The following is a 16,247-nucleotide window of genomic DNA, read 5'->3' on the forward strand; positions in this document are numbered from 1 at the left end:
GTGAATAATTCGCTTTGGCAACAATGTGCAGAGCGACTGCAATCGGAGTTACCGTTACAGCAGTTCAACACGTGGATCAGACCTCTTCAAGCCAAACTTAATGGCGAGACTTTGACCTTATTTGCGCCGAATATCTATTCGGTCGATTGGGTGCGTGATAAATACCTGAAAACCATTAATGCGTACTTGGAATCCATGTGCGATGACAAAGTACCGAATGTTGTTTTAAAGGTTGGGGAAGCGTCGCCAACACAAAAAGATAACGGTTCGCAACAACGCGCTGCTGCAACGCGCAGAAAGACGCCAAACTTTTCCTCAAGTAATGCCGATACTGAAGTACCGTTTGAGAGCAATATTCATCCTGAATACACTTTTGATAATTTTGTTGAAGGTAAGTCAAACCAACTGGCCCGTGCGGCGGCTATTCAGGTAGCTGAGAATCCAGGCGGTGTTTACAACCCACTTTTTGTCTATGGTGGTACGGGTTTAGGTAAAACACACTTATTGCACGCAGTTGGCAATGGCATTATGGCGCACAAGAAGGACGCCAAGGTGTTTTATATTCGGGCAGAACGTTTTGTTCAGGACATGGTTAACTCAATTCGCAACAGTTCGACTAATGAATTTAAACGTTACTACCGTTCAGTTGATGCTTTGCTAATAGATGACATCCATTTCTTTGCAAATAAAAAGGGCTCTCAGGAAGAATTCTTTCATACTTTCAACGCACTGTTGGAAGGTAATCAGCAAATTATTATGACCAGCGATCTTTATCCGAAAGAAATAGATGGAGTAGAAGATCGTCTGAAATCCCGTTTTGGCTGGGGTTTGACCATTGCTATAGAGCCGCCGGAATTAGAAACGCGAGTTGCTATTTTAATGCGGAAAGCCGACGAACGTGGGTTACATATGCCACACGAAGTCGCCTTTTTCATTGCCAAAAGATTACGCTCAAACGTACGTGAACTTGAAGGTGCACTGAACCGGGTTGTCGCGAATGTTCAACTTACCGGCCGACCCATTACTATCGATTTTGTGCGCGAAGCACTGCGTGACCTAATTGCCGCTCAGGAAAAATTAGTCACTATTGATAACATCCAAAAAACAGTCGCAGAATATTATAATATTAAGTTAGCTGACATTTTGTCTAAGCGCCGAAGTCGTTCCGTAGCGCGTCCACGACAGTTGGCCATGGCGTTGGCGAAAGAATTAACCAACCACAGTTTACCGGAGATTGGTGACGCTTTTGGCGGGCGTGACCACACGACGGTTTTACATGCTTGTCGAAAAATACAAGAATTAAAAGATGCGCAGCACGACATAAAAGAAGACTATAGAAATCTTATTCGAACATTGTCGTCATAAGGTATGTCGTTATAAACAGGGGACTCAGTCATGAAATTTTCAATTAACCGCGATGCTTTTCTCAAGCCACTGCAGGTTGTGAGTGGTGCTGTTGAAAGGCGGCATACATTACCAATTTTGTCGAATTTGTTATTACAGGTAGATAACGGCCAGCTTAAATTGACCGGAACAGACCTGGAAGTTGAACTGGTCTCCTCGGTACCGCTGGAATCTGCAGATATGGATGCAGCAGTTACTGTACCAGCTAAGAAACTTCTGGATATTGTGCGGAGCTTACCGGAAGGTTCAACAATTGAGTTCACTTCACAGGAAGACAGCGCAACCGTTAAATCAGGTCGCAGTAAGTTTAAGCTTAGCACTCTGTCGTCAGACGACTTCCCAAATATCGATGACTGGAAAAGTGACATCCATTTGGTGACTGAGCAGGCCATATTGAAGGACCTAATGGAGAAAACCCATTTCTCAATGGCGAACCAGGACGTCCGTTATTATTTAAATGGTATGTTGTTTGAAACGGATAATGGCATGTTGCGCTCTGTTGCAACTGACGGTCACCGTTTGGCCATGAGCACTTGTGCTATAGACCAACCAGGCCTTGCACAACGACAGGTTATTGTTCCTCGTAAAGGGGTGGTTGAGTTACTTCGTCTCTTGGGCGATGACGATCAGGAAGTGTCGGTTTCTATCGGAAACAACCATATTCGCGTTGAAACACCAGAGCTGGTGTTTACCAGTAAATTGGTAGATGGTCGTTTTCCTGACTATCGTCGTGTTTTACCAAGTGGCGGTGATAAAGTTGTGGTCGCGCATCGTGATGCTTTACGTCAGTCTTTTGGCCGTGCTTCAATTTTATCAAATGAAAAATTTCGCGGTGTGCGCTTGAATTTAAGCAGTGGTGAGCTTTGTATTACTGCGACAAACCCTGAACAAGAACAAGCGGAAGAAGTTATTGAAGTCGATTACCAAGGCGATGATCTTGAGATAGGCTTCAACGTTAGCTATTTGCTAGATGTCTTAAATAACATTGATGACGAACAGGTTTCTTTTACTCTGTCTGACTCAAACAGCAGTGCACTAATTGAACCTCAGCATGACGAGTCTTGCTGTTACGTTATTATGCCCATGCGTTTGTAACCCTGCCTTATAAATGTTCATTGAGACATTGAGTTTAAGCCACTTCAGAAATTTTTCGGAAGTGGCTTTGTCCCCCAGTCCCCAAATTAACCTAATTACTGGAGACAACGGTTCCGGTAAAACGAGCCTGCTTGAAGCTATTTATTTACTCGGTTTCGGTCGTTCTTTTCGTCCCGGCGGGTTTCGTCAGTTAATTAAAGAGGGTAATAGCGGCTTTACCGTATTTTGTCGCTCTAAAGATTACTCTATTGGCGTTCGACGCAGCGGTGATGGAGAGCAGTCGTTAAGATTAAATGGTGCGAATGTTCAGCGGATGTCAGATGTTGCCCGTTTAGTGCCGGTACAGTTGTTAACCCCTGAGTCTGTAGATATTCTTTTAGAGGGACCAGGTCAGAGAAGACAGTTTATTGATTGGGGAGTGTTCCACGTGGAACATTCTTTTTATTCGGACTGGGTTGCTTACACCCAATTACTTAAACAAAGAAACAGTTTACTCAAACAACGCTCGCTTCCCGTGCGGGAAGATAAATACTGGAAAGAACAGTTGGCCTATTATGGTGAACGCATTAGTAAAAGTCGCGAAAAATACCTAGAAGAACTTAATGATTATATACAAGAACTAGCGAAATCTTTTCTCTCCGATGTTACAATGGAGGTTCGATTAAAATCGGGCTGGGATACTAGCCAAAGTTTATTTGACGCCTTAGAAAGCCATACAGAGAAAGATAAGAAATACGGCTTCACCTCAGTTGGGGCACATAAGGCAGATATCAAAGTGATAGCAGATGGTGTGGAAGTAAAGCATCGCTTATCTCGCGGGCAGCTAAAAACCGCGATAACCGCTTTGAAATTAGCGCAAGGGAAGCATTATCAAAAAATTAAAAAGCAACCCTGCATCTATTTGGTCGATGATTTAACGTCAGAGCTTGATTCAAGAAACCAGGCGTTACTTTGTCGTGAGTTAGAAAATCTAGACGCACAAGTGTTTATCACCGCAATTACTGGAAAGCAGTTGTCGGATAAATTTCAAAAATCACCTCGAATGTTCCACGTGGAACATGGGGTAATAAACGAATGATATCGAGATAATACTATGGAAGAAAATAATTACGGTTCATCGAGTATCAAGGTTCTCAAAGGGTTGGATGCGGTTCGTAAACGCCCAGGTATGTACATTGGTGACACAGATGATGGAACGGGTCTGCACCACATGGTTTTTGAAGTTGTCGATAACTCTATTGACGAAGCCTTAGCGGGCCATTGTTCAGAAATTATGGTTACCATTCATTCTGATGGTTCAGTCAGTGTGAAAGATGATGGTCGCGGAATTCCCGTTGATATACACGAAGAAGAGGGCGTTTCAGCTGCTCAGGTTATCATGACCGTATTGCACGCTGGTGGTAAGTTTGACGACAACTCTTATAAAGTGTCTGGTGGTTTGCACGGTGTTGGTATCTCTGTTGTAAACGCGCTGTCTGAAAAGCTGCAGTTGACCATTCGTCGACAAGGCCAGGTTTACGAGCAAACTTATCATATGGGTGAGCCTGACAGTGACGTAAAACCTGTAGGTGAAACGGATACAACAGGGACTGAGCTTCGTTTTTGGCCGAGTCACGAAACCTTCACGAATACTGAATTTCACTACGATATTTTGGCGAAACGCCTGAGAGAACTTTCATTTTTGAATTCGGGTGTTGGCATACGGTTGCGAGATGAACGTGACGACCGTGAAGATGTTTTTAAATACGAAGGTGGTATTGCCGCTTTTGTTAACTACTTAAACCAGAACAAAACCCCCATTCATCAAAAAGCTTTCTACTTTACGCTTCAAAGAGAAGACGGTATTGGTGTAGAGGTAAGCATGCAGTGGAACGATTCCTTCCAGGAAAATATTTACTGCTTTACCAACAATATCCCACAGCGTGACGGTGGTACTCACCTGGCGGGTTTTCGTGCAGCATTAACTCGTACGTTAAACACCTATATGGAAAAAGAAGGCTTTACTAAGAAAGCAAAAACCTCAGCAACCGGTGATGATGCCCGTGAAGGTTTAACTGCAATTATTTCAGTTAAAGTACCAGACCCTAAGTTTTCTTCTCAGACAAAAGATAAACTCGTTTCTTCTGAAGTGAAGTCGGCTGTAGAGCAGTCAATGAATGAACAGTTAGCCGATTATCTGTTAGAAAACCCAGGTGAAGCCAAGCTTATCATCAATAAAATTATTGATGCGGCTCGGGCGCGTGAAGCGGCTCGTAAAGCTCGTGAAATGACTCGCCGTAAAGGTGCTTTAGATATAGCGGGGCTTCCCGGTAAGCTGGCCGATTGTCAGGAAAAAGATCCTGCACTGTCTGAACTCTACATTGTGGAGGGTGACTCTGCAGGCGGTTCAGCGAAGCAGGGGCGTAATCGCAAAAACCAAGCGATACTGCCGTTAAAAGGTAAAATCCTTAACGTTGAAAAAGCACGTTTTGATAAAATGTTGTCATCGGTTGAAGTCGGAACTTTAATCACAGCAATGGGCTGTGGTATTGGTCGTGATGAGTACAACCCGGATAAAACACGTTATCACCGTATTATTATAATGACGGATGCTGACGTTGATGGTTCTCACATTCGTACCTTGTTGCTAACCTTCTTCTATCGCCAAATGCCGGAGATTATTGAGCGTGGTTACATCTACATTGCTCAGCCTCCTTTGTATAAGGTGAAAAAAGGTAAGCAAGAAGTCTATATTAAAGACGATCCGTCATTGATTCGTTACCTGACCAGTTTGGCGTTGGACAACGCGTCGTTACACGTTAACGAAACTGCTCCGGGTATTGCGGGTGAAAAGCTGGAAGAGCTGGTTAACGGCTACCAAATGGCGCAGGAAAATATAAAACGCCTGAGCCGTCGTATGCCGGAACGTTTTCTGCAGCGCCTGTTCTACGCGCCTCGTCTAACTGATGAACGGTTGAAAGACAAAGATTATATGGCCAAGTGGGTCAAGACACTAAACGATGACCTAACAGCCAGAGAAGTCGATTCAGCAACCTATACTGTCTCTTTGCATGAAGATACTGAACGCAGAATGTGGTTGCCGACAACAACAATTCGTCAGCATGGGGTTGATACCGATTACCCACTTAACTACGAGTTCTTAATGTCGAAAGACTATGAACAGATAGTGACGCTTGGCGAAAAAATCGACTCGCTGGTAGAAGAAGGTGGCTATGTTCTCCGTGGAGAGAAAAAGCAACCAATTAACCATTTTGTTGACGCTGTTGAATGGCTTATCAATGAGTCTAAGCGTGGACTTTATGTTCAACGCTATAAAGGTTTGGGAGAAATGAACCCTGACCAACTGTGGGAAACGACCATGGACCCTGAAACCCGTCGTATGCTTCAGGTTACTATTGAAGATGCTATTGGCGCGGATCAGTTATTCACCACCTTAATGGGTGATGAGGTCGAGCCTCGTAGAGCATTTATAGAGTCTAACGCGCTTAAGGTTGCTAACCTCGATGTCTAGTTAATAGACATAAAGAATGTCAGCATAAAAAAAGCCGGTTCATGCAAAATGAACCGGCTTTTTATTTTTTAAATCAAAGACTTACTGAAGAAGAGATATGTCTGCTATTTCCAGGAACAGCTGACGCAATCTGAACAGTAAGTTAAGTCGGTTCACACGAACTGTATCGTCTTCCGCATTAACCATTACATGTTCGAAAAACGCATCGACAGGCTCTTTAAGCTCTGATAACTGTGTAAGGGCGTCACTATAGTCACCGTTAGCAATAAGCGGCTTAATAGCGCTTTCAGTTTGCGTTACTAAACGATAAAGGGCTGTTTCGGACTCTTCTTGTAAAACAGACTCATCAACTTTTCCTGATATTTCTTCTTTAGACTTTGCGAGAATATTCCCAACCCGCTTATTGGCGGCTGCTAAACTTTCGGCAGAGTCCAGAGATTTAAATGACTGAACAGCCTTAACGCGTTGGTCGAAGTCGGTTGGCTTTGACGGCGACCGTGCCAGTACTGACTGAATAACATCAACCGAAATACCTTGATCCTGATACCAAGGGCGGAAGCGGCCAAGCAGGAATTCAAATACGTCGGCAGCTACTGTTTTATTGGATAACTTGTCACCAAAGCCTTCTACTGAGGCTGCCAGTAACTCGTTTAAATCTAGTGCGAGATCGCGCTCCACCAGTGTACGTAATAAACCTAAAGCTGCGCGGCGAAGAGCAAAGGGGTCACGATCCCCTTTGGGTACCTGGCCAATACCAAATATTCCGACCAGCGTATCCAGTTTGTCGGCTAACGCGACGGCACAGGCCTCTTTGGTTTGAGGTAATTCATCACCGGAAAAGCGAGGCCAGTAGTGTTGCTCAATTGCCTGTGCGATAGTTTCACTTTCACCGTCGTTAAGTGCATAGTGCTTACCCATAACACCTTGAGTTTCAGGAAACTCTGAAACCATATCGGATACCAGGTCAGCTTTGCACAGCAGGCCGGCTCTTTGTGAAGCTTTTACGTCAGCGTTTAACTGGTTGGCAATTTTACCGGCTAACACGGAAATGCGACGTGCTTTGTCACCAATACTTCCGAGTTGCTTCTGGAAAAGTACAGAATCCAGTGCTGAAAGGCGAGACTCCAGTGTCTTTTTCTTATCGGACTCAAAGAAAAACTGTGCATCCGCCAGGCGAGGGCGAACAACCTTTTCATTACCTTTAACAATTTGTTGCGGGTCGCGACTTTCAATATTGGTGATGAAAATGAATTGAGATAATAAATTACCTTTGCCATCTTCAACCGGGAAGTAACGCTGGTCGTCTTTCATGGTGACAATGAGCGGTTCCTTTGGCACAGCCAGAAAACCCTGATCGAAACTTGCGGTTAAAGCTACGGGCCATTCCACCAGTGCAGCAACTTCCTCAACTAACTCGTCATCCTGAATAACCTGGCCGCCGAGTTCCGAAGCAAGACGTGAGATCTCCGATTGAATTGTCTCAATACGCTCTTCGAAGTTAGCGATTACTTTCGCTTGACGCAGCTTTTCAAGGTAGTTGTCGACATGATCAAGCTCGAAACCTTCAGGAGAATGAAAACGATGACCCTGAATAAAACGAGCGCTCTTAGTTTCCAGAATTTCAGCTTTTATGAGCTCGCTACCCAGCATAACCGTCAGTGTATGAACCGGGCGAATGAACTGTGCGGTGCTGTCACCCCAGCGCATAGGCTTAGGAATCGGTAGTGTTTTAATGGCGGCTTCCAGCATACCCTGAACTAATTCAGCGAGCGCCTGGCCTTTTACTGTTGCCTTATGCAGCAGCCATTCGCCCTTGTCTGTCTTTAGACGGTCAGCCTGCTCAACGGTAATACCATTAGAACGAGCCCAGCCTTCGGCGGCTTTTGTCGGATTACCTGAATCATCAAAAGCCACATTAACAGCGGGACCGCGTTTCTCTACTTCTTTATCCTGCTGCTCGGTCTCAACCTGTTTAATCAGGACAGCTAATCGACGAGGAGTGGCATAAGCTTCAATACTATCAAAACTCAGTTCAGCGCTTTTTAAACCAGACTCAATACCCGACTTTAAGCTGTCGCGCAGTGACTTTAAGGCTTTTGGAGGCAGCTCTTCGGTACCTAGCTCAATTAATAAGTTTTCTTTGTGCACGGCTTGGCTCTCCTTAGTTCGCTGCTGGGTTGTTTTTATTGTCGGCTAAAGGGAAGCCCAGAGCTTCGCGCGCCTGGTAATAAACTTCGGCAACGGCTTTTGCCATGGTTCTGACACGAAGTATGTAGCGCTGCCTTTCGGTCACAGAGATAGCATGCCGGGCATCCAGCAGGTTAAACGCGTGAGACGCTCGCATCACTTGCTCATACGCAGGCAAAGCCAAAGATTTTTCTATGAGCAGTTCGCACTCTTTTTCACAGTCGTCGAAGCGACGGAAAAGCACATCAACGTCAGCGTATTCAAAGTTGTAAGTTGATTGCTCAACTTCATTCTGATGAAAAACGTCGCGATACAAGATCTTACCGCGAGGGCCGTCGGTCCAGACCAGATCGTAGATGCTGTCCACACCCTGAATGTACATGGCCAAACGCTCCAGGCCGTAGGTAATTTCTCCGGCCACGGGGCGGCACTCTAAACCACCGACTTGCTGGAAGTAAGTAAACTGAGTGACTTCCATACCGTTAAGCCAGACTTCCCAACCCAGACCCCAGGCGCCCAGAGTAGGCGATTCCCAGTTGTCTTCTACAAAGCGTATGTCGTGAGTCAGTGTGTCAAAGCCAAGCATTTCTAAAGAGCCCAGGTAAAGTTCCTGAATGTCTTTAGGTGAAGGCTTCATAATGACCTGAAACTGATAGTAGTGCTGTAATCGGTTTGGGTTTTCGCCATAACGACCATCAGTAGGACGGCGGCAGGGCTGAACATAAGCAAAACTGGCTGGCTCGGGGCCTAATGAGCGTAAAAACGTCATTGGGTGAAAAGTGCCTGCACCCACTTCCATATCTAATGGCTGAACCACGGCACAGCCTTGCTGAGCCCAGTAGTCCTGAAGAGCAAGAATAAGCCCCTGAAAGGTTTTCACATCGTATTTCGACATACGCATTCTCTGCTTTTTTATTTGTGGTTGACCAATGGTCGAAAAATATGCGTAGATTATACCCTCTGACGCGCCTTGGTTATAGGGGAAGGCATGACAAATAATGAACCAGAACGTTGTTCCTGGTGTGAATCTGCTGACGATTACCGTGCGTATCACGACAATGTCTGGGGAAGGCCGGTACGTGACCCGATAGAACTCTTCGCCAAACTGTGTCTGGACGGGCAGCAGGCGGGTCTTAGCTGGTTAACCATATTGCGCAAACAAGCGGGCTACGAGAAAGCCTTTTTGGGTTTTGATCCGAAAGCTATTGTGGCAATGAGTGATGCTGATCGCGAACGGTTGTACAGCAACCGTGATATTATTCGTAGCAAGGCGAAAATTGACGCGATTTTCACTAACGCCGAAGCCTTTTTAAAGCTAGAAGAGAAAGGTGTTAGATTTGAGCAATGGCTATGGGCGTTTGTTGGCGGCTCACCGATTATTAATGCGTATCGGACGCAAAGTGAGATTCCAACCGAAACTGAGGCTTCCCAAAGCATGGCAAAAGCGTTAAAAAAGGAAGGCTTTAAGTTTGTCGGGCCGACCATTTGCTATGCTTTTATGGAAGCAGTTGGTATGGTGAACGACCATGTTACCAGCTGTCATTGCTACCAGCCTGTTGCTGAGCAAATGAAACAGTTTACGTTGTAAAATGAGCGAAGGACGAATGATAGAAATTACACTTGCGGATTATAGTAACCCCAAACACCGTAATGCCGTTATAGCTATGTTGGATGCTTACGCTAAAGACCCAATGGGTGGTGGTGAAGGCATATCAGATGAAGTTAAAGAAAGTCTGATAGATGAAATGGCAAAAAGAGACCATGTCTTTTCTTTGCTGGCCTACGATGGTGACACCCCGGTTGGCGTTGCAAACTGTGTAGAAGGCTTCTCAACCTTCGCTGCAAAACCATTAATGAATATTCACGACATAGCGGTTATTCCGGAATATCGAGGCCAGGGCGTTGCGCGTAAACTTCTGGAAGAAGTGAAAACACTGGCAGAATTCCGTGGTTGCGTGAAGCTGACTCTAGAAGTTCTGGAAAACAATGACCGAGCTAAGCAAGCCTATAAAAACTTTGGTTTTGAACCTTACGAATTAGGTGAAGTGGGTCAGGCTGAGTTCTGGGAAATGTATTTAAATAAAAATAAAGCCTGATACTTGAATGTCAGGCTTTTAGTGGGACTTCCTAACCCAGTAGCGGTAAGGCATCTCTTCGGTTTCAGAAGCAACCAGCTCATGCTCCATAAATTCGCAAAAGCCCGGAATATCCCGGGTTGTTGCGGGATCATCCGCAATAATCAGCAATACCTCACCAACCTTCATTTTACGAATAGCCGCACGAACTAACATTACGGGCTCCGGGCATTTAAGGCCAAGGGTATCGAGTTCTTTGTCGCAGTTAATCTGGGTCATGACTTCTTTAAAAGACGTTAGGTGAAATTGGCGAGTAGTTTAACACTTTCGCGACTAAGAGGTGAGGGGGGAGTGATGGATTGCACCGCTGTTTGTTGGCGGGAAATACTCAGAAACTGTCTGCAGCCATGGATGGCTGCAGTCAAGCCCCCAGGGATGGGTTCACGGCGTGTTTCTGAGTATTTCCTGACAATAAAAAGGGGCGAGCCTTCGCTCCCCCCTTCCTCAGAGCAGTTAAAGTGTTAAACCGCTCTAGTTTTGCTGTTTCTTTTAAACGCGTTCGAAGACAGTAGCAATACCCTGGCCAAGGCCAATACACATGGTTGCTAAGCCAAGCTTCGCGTTTTTCTCTTCCATCAGGTTGATTAGCGTCGTTGAGATACGTGCGCCAGAGCATCCTAATGGGTGACCCAATGCGATAGCACCACCGTTCAGGTTCACTTTCTCTTCCATCTTGTCGAACAGTTTTAAACCTTTAAGTACAGGCAGTGACTGTGCGGCAAAGGCTTCGTTCAGTTCAACAACGTCGATGTCGTCAATAGACACACCAGCACGTTTAAGTGCTTTCTCAGTTGCCGGAACGGGGCCGTAACCCATAATGGAAGGATCGCAGCCTGCAACGGCCATTGAGCGAATCTTAACGCGTGGCGTCAGACCCAGTTCTTTGGCTTTATCAGCAGACATAACCAACATGGCAGCTGCGCCGTCAGACAAGGCTGACGATGTACCTGCGGTTACCGTACCGTTGGCAGGGTCAAACACCGGGCGAAGCTGTGACAGGCCTTCAGCAGTGGTTTCTGGACGAATAACTTCGTCTTCTGTAACACGTACCAGTTCGCCGTCGGCATTGTGGCCGTTAATTGGGTAAATCTCTTTAGCAAAGCGGCCTTCAACTGTCGCTTCGTGCGCTTTCTTATGAGAGCGCGCGCCGAATTCGTCTTGTTGTTCACGGGTAATACCGAATTTGCGAGACAACAATTCAGCAGTCATACCCATGCTGCCCGAAGCTTTTGCTACAGACTTATTCATGCCCGGGTGAAAGTCGATGCCGTGAGTCATTGGTACGTGACCCATGTGCTCAACACCACCGGCCATAAAGATCTCGCCGTCGCCGTTCATAATAGCGCGGGTAGCGTCGTGCAATGCCTGCATGGATGAGCCACACAGACGGTTAACGGTAACGCCGGCCACTTTATGAGGAATGCCGGCAATTAACGCTGAGTTACGTGCAATGTTGAAACCTTGTTCTAAGGTTTGCTGCACACAACCCCAGTAGATGTCTTCCAGTTCTTCAACATCCACTTCCGGGTTACGCTCAAGTAAGCCCTTCATCAGCGCAGCTGAGAGGTCTTCGGCACGAGTATGGCGGAAAACACCATTTTTTGAACGCCCCATTGGCGTACGAATACAATCTACAATGACGATGTCTTTCATTTTAATAACCTCCTCAAGCCTTACTTCGCGCTGGTTGTGTCAAAGTAAGATTTACCGGCTTTAGCCATTTCGCGCATGCCGTCGGTAACCTGATAAATTTCACCCAGGTGCGCGTACTTGTCTGCCAGTTGAATAAAGTTGTCCATGCCAAGCGTTTCCAAATAACGGAAAGGGCCGCCTCGGAATGGAGGGAAGCCTAAGCCATAAAGCAACGCCATGTCTGCTTCGGCAGCAGAGCCCACAATGTCTTCTTCCAGACAGCGAACCACTTCGTTCACCATTGGGATCATGCAGCGAGCAATGACTTCGTCTGCGTCCAGCTTTTTGCCTTGTTCACAGCCTAATAGCTCGTAGGTGGCTGGATCAGCTTCTTTGGTTGGCTTACCTTTTTTGTCGGTGCCGTAAACATAGAAGCCTTTACCGTTTTTCTGACCGTAACGCTCAGCGGCTGCCAGCTTAGCAATGGCGCTGGACTCGTCGCGTTTCATGCGGGTCGGGAAGCCTGCTTCCATAACAACGGTACAATGATCCGCCGTGTCGATGCCGACAACGTCGCTCAAGTACGCAGGACCCATAGGCCAGCCGAACTGCTTCTCCATAACCTTGTCGATGCCGACGAAATCAACGCCTTCATCAACCATGCCGGCAAAGCCTGCCAGGTAAGGGAACAATACGCGGTTCACTAAGAAGCCCGGGCAGTCGTTAACAACGATAGGGGTTTTGCCCAGTTTCAATGCATAGGCTACTACGGCATTAACAGTGTCATCTGAAGTTTTCTCGCCACGAATAATCTCAACCAGCGGCATTTTATGTACCGGGTTAAAGAAGTGCATCCCGCAGAATTTTTCAGGGCGCTTCAGGTTCTTAGCGAGCTCTGTAATAGAAATGGTCGAGGTGTTTGACGTTAAAATAGCATCATCACTGATAACGCCTTCAATTTCAGCAAGCACCGAACCTTTAACTTTCGGGTTTTCAACAACGGCTTCAACAACAATATCGACGTCTTTAACGGCATCGTTCAGCAGCGTAGGTGTAATAGAAGATAAGATTTTAATCATCTTCTCGTTATTGACTTTACCGCGCTCTACGCCTTTCTTCAGGATCTTGCCGGCTTCTTTCATGCCCAAGTCTAAAGCGTCTTGCTTTATGTCTTTCATTACAGCCGGTACGCCTTTAAGGGCAGACTGGTAAGCGATACCGCCGCCCATAATGCCTGCGCCTAAAACACCCGCTGTTTTGATTTCTTTGGTTGCTGCTTTGGCGTACTTCTTAGACTTACTTTTAACCGCCTGGTCCGCCAGGAAGATACCAACCTGTGCCTGACACGCTTCAGTTTGGGTCAGATCGAAAAATGCGTTGTTTTCAGCTTTTAATGCGCCTTCACGGTGTTCGCGTGCGCCGTTTTCAATGGCTTCTAACGCCTTGTGCGGTGCCGGGTAGTGTTTACCGGCTTTGGCTGCAATTAAACCTTTAGCGGTAACCAGAGTCATCATCAACTCGGTGTCGTTGGCTTTTAACGGCTCTAACTTAGGCTGACGCTTGGCTTTCCAGTCTTGCTCTCCGGCAGCGGCAGCTTTCGCTAAATTCAACGCCGCTTTTGTCAGGTTCTCTGGCTCAACAACGGCATCAACAGCGCCAACGCTCAATGCATCAAGTGCTTTATTGTTTTTACCTGTGGTGATCCACTCTAAAGCGTTGTCCGGACCAATAACGCGTGGTAAACGCATGGTACCGCCAAAGCCCGGGATGAGACCCAGCTTAACTTCAGGCAGGCCGATAGTTGCTGTGGTATCCGCTACACGGTAGTCACAGGCTAATAGTGCCTCACAGCCGCCGCCTAACGCGAAGCCTTTAACCGCACCAACGGTGGGTACCGGCAGGTCTTCCAGTTGGTCAAATACGCGTGATGCTTTTGCTACCCAGCTGCGGGTTTTTTCCTGATCAGAGAATAGTGTCAGGAACTCAGTAATGTCAGCGCCTACAATAAAGGTCGACTTGCTGCTGGTAACAATAACGCCACGTAAATCGTCAGTGTTTTGTAATTTTGTCAGTGCTTCACTGAATTCTTCTAATGTTGCCTGGTCGAATTTATTAACCGAGCCTTTCGCATCAAATTGTAATTCTGCGAAACCTGGTTCGATAAAATCGACCCGAATGCTTTCACCTTGATAGATCATCTTGGGTCTCCCACGACTTCCATTAATTTGTTGCTATAAAGAAACTGATTCTGCTATAGCTTTGGGTTAAGGTAGAGAGAGTTTGGCGCGAATACGCCAATTTTTCAACGGTTATTTAAACATGCGTTTGAATTAATGAAAAAGCAGTCGTTTATCATACGTTACAGTGCATCATTGTTTTTCGCGTTATCGCTGTTTAGTAGTGGTGCAGCCCAATCTGAACCTGTTGATAGTGAACAACGGGAGCAGCAGCGTGAGCTATTCAAAAAAGCAGAATACGCCGCTAAGCGTGGTCGTCGGAATGAATACCGTCAGTTATTACAGAAGCTGGAGGGCTACCCGCTCGTTCCGTATCTGGAACTGACAAGGCTGGAGCAAGTAGGCTATTTGGCTAATGAAGACCGGGTTTTGGCTTTTCTGGAAAAGTACGACAACACACCGCTCGACTGGCAGCTAAGGCAGCCGTGGCTTACTTATCTGGCAGGGCAAGAAGAGCATGCACGCTTTATTCGCGACTTCCGGCACCCGGGCACTTTGACTCACCGTTGTCAGTTTATTGAAGCGCAACGAGAAAAAGGTTTGGGGGACGGGCCTTTCCGTCGCCAGGTTGATGCTATTTGGGAACACGGTTTTTCACTTCCTTCAGCCTGTGATCCCATTTTGAAGGAATGGGAAAGCCTTGACGGACGTACTGATGAGAAAGTTTGGAATAGACTGAAGATGGCAGCTGAACGCGGTAACCCAACGTTACTGCCTTACCTCACAGGGTTATTACCGGAGTTACAGCAATATCTGGGTGAGTTTTATCATAAAGTGCGCTATTCACCGGCGGCCATTGAAGACGGTTCCTGGTTTAAGGGACGTTACCCTGAAAAAGAAGCCCAGATAACGACTTTTGCACTGACAAAGCTTATTTGGCGAGATGAAAATATTGCCCTGCGCAGTTATAAAAAACTGAAGCCCGAGCTACCCTTTTCAGAGGCGCAGGAAGAACGCATTGCAGAAGAGTTTGCGGTTGCGCTAAGTTTGAAGTCTCATCCGGAAGCGCGCGTCTGGCATGACCGTGTTCCGGTTAATGCGCTCAATGAGCGAGTTCTTCAGTGGCGTTTAGCTATTTACCTTAAAGACAAAGATTACGAAGGTCTGCGTGATGCTATTCAAAGTCTCCCCGTTGCTATTCGGCAAGGGAACCAGTGGCGTTACTGGCTTGCGCGCGCGCAGGAAATTACCGGGAATGCATTAGTTGCTCAGCAACTCTACGAAGATTTATCCGACGAACGCCATTATTACGGCTTTCTAGCCTCTGCACGGTTACAGAAACCGGTTAGCCTTGAGCACGAAAAGCTTGAGGTGAGTGTGGTTCAGCTTGAACAGATTCGAAACCATCCGAGCGTCCAGCGTGCATACGAGCTTATTCAGCTTGAGCGCTGGGTGGACGCAAGGAGAGAGTGGAATCACTTATTAACTCAACTCGATGGCGAAGAGCAAAAGGTCGCAGCGTATCTTGCCAGCGAGTGGGGGTGGCATGATCAAGCCATATGGACATTAGCGCAAATTGGTCATTTTGATGCCGTGGGCATTCGTTTCCCATTAGCTTATAAAGACATATTAGGAAGGGCATCACAGGCCGCAGGAATAGATGAAAACTGGGCTTTAGCCATTACCCGGCGAGAAAGCAACTTCCGGCATGATGCTTATTCCAGCGCGGGCGCCAGAGGCTTAATGCAAATACTGCCCGGCACCGCCAAACAACTGGATACCAAAAACAACAGTTGGCGTCGTTTAAATGACCCGTCGGTCAATGTGCGATTAGGAACTCATTACTTGAGTCGCCTGAAACATCGGTTTGAGAATAACTGGCTATTAGCTACGGCAAGCTATAATGCAGGATACTACCGTGTGAGAGAGTGGCTACCGGAAGAGCCTGTTTATGCCGATGAGTGGGTTGAAACCATCCCTTACCATGAAACCCGAGATTATGTAAAAGCGGTATTGAGTTACCAACAAATTTATAGGATGTTAGGTGGTAACGAGGATAATTTGTTTGAGCAAGTTGTTGATATGACCATTGTTGAGACTGAATAA

Annotated in this window: 12 protein-coding genes; 7 read left to right on the forward strand and 5 right to left on the reverse strand. The window is 46.5% G+C overall.

Features of this window, described 5'->3' with window-relative positions; translation table 11 throughout:
- Genes dnaA through gyrB form a run of 4 tightly spaced genes read left to right on the forward strand, consistent with a single transcriptional unit; the run spans position 1 to position 6,010 of the window.
- The gene (gene dnaA, locus K5X84_RS00005; RefSeq protein WP_199493922.1) at positions 1-1,365 is read left to right on the forward strand and encodes a chromosomal replication initiator protein DnaA; all 1,365 of its coding nucleotides are present in this window, start codon (positions 1-3) and stop codon (positions 1,363-1,365) included.
- A 30-nt stretch (positions 1,366-1,395) separates the two neighbouring features.
- Positions 1,396-2,499, forward strand: a complete 1,104-nt coding sequence (gene dnaN / locus K5X84_RS00010) for a DNA polymerase III subunit beta (protein ID WP_199493923.1) — start codon at positions 1,396-1,398, stop codon at positions 2,497-2,499.
- 13 nt (positions 2,500-2,512) lie between these two features.
- The gene (gene recF, locus K5X84_RS00015; RefSeq protein ID WP_222236073.1) at positions 2,513-3,577 is read left to right on the forward strand and encodes a DNA replication/repair protein RecF; all 1,065 of its coding nucleotides are present in this window, start codon (positions 2,513-2,515) and stop codon (positions 3,575-3,577) included.
- Between the two features lie 15 nt (positions 3,578-3,592).
- Positions 3,593-6,010, forward strand: a complete 2,418-nt coding sequence (gene gyrB / locus K5X84_RS00020; RefSeq protein WP_054488940.1) for a DNA topoisomerase (ATP-hydrolyzing) subunit B — start codon at positions 3,593-3,595, stop codon at positions 6,008-6,010.
- An 81-nt stretch (positions 6,011-6,091) separates the two neighbouring features.
- Here the strand turns inward: gyrB and glyS are convergent, their stop codons facing one another.
- Together glyS and glyQ are read right to left on the reverse strand one after the other, a co-directional pair.
- On the reverse strand, positions 6,092-8,158 hold the full coding sequence (gene glyS, locus K5X84_RS00025; RefSeq protein WP_222236074.1) for a glycine--tRNA ligase subunit beta: 2,067 nt from the start codon (positions 8,156-8,158) through the stop codon (positions 6,092-6,094).
- Between the two features lie 13 nt (positions 8,159-8,171).
- Complete coding sequence (gene glyQ, locus K5X84_RS00030) at positions 8,172-9,092, reverse strand: glycine--tRNA ligase subunit alpha (RefSeq protein ID WP_054489076.1); 921 nt, start codon at positions 9,090-9,092, stop codon at positions 8,172-8,174.
- Positions 9,093-9,185: 93 nt separating this feature from the next.
- Between glyQ and K5X84_RS00035 the strand changes: the two genes are divergently transcribed.
- Entirely contained in the window at positions 9,186-9,785 is a 600-nt protein-coding gene (locus K5X84_RS00035) for a DNA-3-methyladenine glycosylase I (RefSeq protein WP_054488936.1), read from the forward strand.
- 16 nt (positions 9,786-9,801) lie between these two features.
- Complete coding sequence (locus tag K5X84_RS00040; RefSeq protein WP_222236075.1) at positions 9,802-10,293, forward strand: GNAT family N-acetyltransferase; 492 nt, start codon at positions 9,802-9,804, stop codon at positions 10,291-10,293.
- 18 nt (positions 10,294-10,311) lie between these two features.
- Here K5X84_RS00040 and tusA read toward each other — a convergent pair whose 3' ends face one another.
- From tusA to fadB, 3 genes are all read right to left on the reverse strand, one after another.
- Positions 10,312-10,551: a sulfurtransferase TusA gene (gene tusA, locus K5X84_RS00045; RefSeq protein ID WP_222236077.1), complete on the reverse strand. Its 240-nt coding sequence runs from the start codon at positions 10,549-10,551 to the stop codon at positions 10,312-10,314.
- A gap of 270 nt (positions 10,552-10,821) precedes the next feature.
- Positions 10,822-11,985 carry an acetyl-CoA C-acyltransferase FadA gene (fadA, locus tag K5X84_RS00050; protein WP_222236079.1) on the reverse strand — a complete coding sequence of 388 codons (1,164 nt, stop codon included), beginning with the start codon at positions 11,983-11,985 and terminating at the stop codon, positions 10,822-10,824.
- Between the two features lie 20 nt (positions 11,986-12,005).
- Entirely contained in the window at positions 12,006-14,162 is a 2,157-nt protein-coding gene (gene fadB, locus K5X84_RS00055; RefSeq protein ID WP_054488932.1) for a fatty acid oxidation complex subunit alpha FadB, read from the reverse strand.
- 135 nt (positions 14,163-14,297) lie between these two features.
- On the opposite strand from fadB, the gene K5X84_RS00060 reads away from it, so the two are divergent.
- A complete protein-coding gene (locus K5X84_RS00060) occupies positions 14,298-16,247 on the forward strand; it encodes a transglycosylase SLT domain-containing protein (RefSeq protein WP_222236080.1) in 1,950 nt (649 codons plus the stop codon).

The organism is Idiomarina abyssalis (assembly GCF_019797805.1).
Lineage (GTDB): Bacteria > Pseudomonadota > Gammaproteobacteria > Enterobacterales > Alteromonadaceae > Idiomarina > Idiomarina abyssalis.

Bases quoted from the DNA above. Each gene is read 5' to 3' on its own strand.
- tusA (WP_222236077.1), bottom strand. From the start codon at position 10,551: ATGACCCAGATTAACTGCGACAAAGAACTCGATACCCTTGGCCTTAAA.
- recF (WP_222236073.1), top strand. From the start codon at position 2,513: ATGTTCATTGAGACATTGAGTTTAAGCCACTTCAGAAATTTTTCGGAA.
- K5X84_RS00040 (WP_222236075.1), top strand. From the start codon at position 9,802: ATGATAGAAATTACACTTGCGGATTATAGTAACCCCAAACACCGTAAT.
- K5X84_RS00060 (WP_222236080.1), top strand. From the start codon at position 14,298: ATGAAAAAGCAGTCGTTTATCATACGTTACAGTGCATCATTGTTTTTC.
- fadB (WP_054488932.1), bottom strand. From the start codon at position 14,162: ATGATCTATCAAGGTGAAAGCATTCGGGTCGATTTTATCGAACCAGGT.
- K5X84_RS00035 (WP_054488936.1), top strand. From the start codon at position 9,186: ATGACAAATAATGAACCAGAACGTTGTTCCTGGTGTGAATCTGCTGAC.
- glyQ (WP_054489076.1), bottom strand. From the start codon at position 9,092: ATGTCGAAATACGATGTGAAAACCTTTCAGGGGCTTATTCTTGCTCTT.
- fadA (WP_222236079.1), bottom strand. From the start codon at position 11,985: ATGAAAGACATCGTCATTGTAGATTGTATTCGTACGCCAATGGGGCGT.
- dnaN (WP_199493923.1), top strand. From the start codon at position 1,396: ATGAAATTTTCAATTAACCGCGATGCTTTTCTCAAGCCACTGCAGGTT.
- gyrB (WP_054488940.1), top strand. From the start codon at position 3,593: ATGGAAGAAAATAATTACGGTTCATCGAGTATCAAGGTTCTCAAAGGG.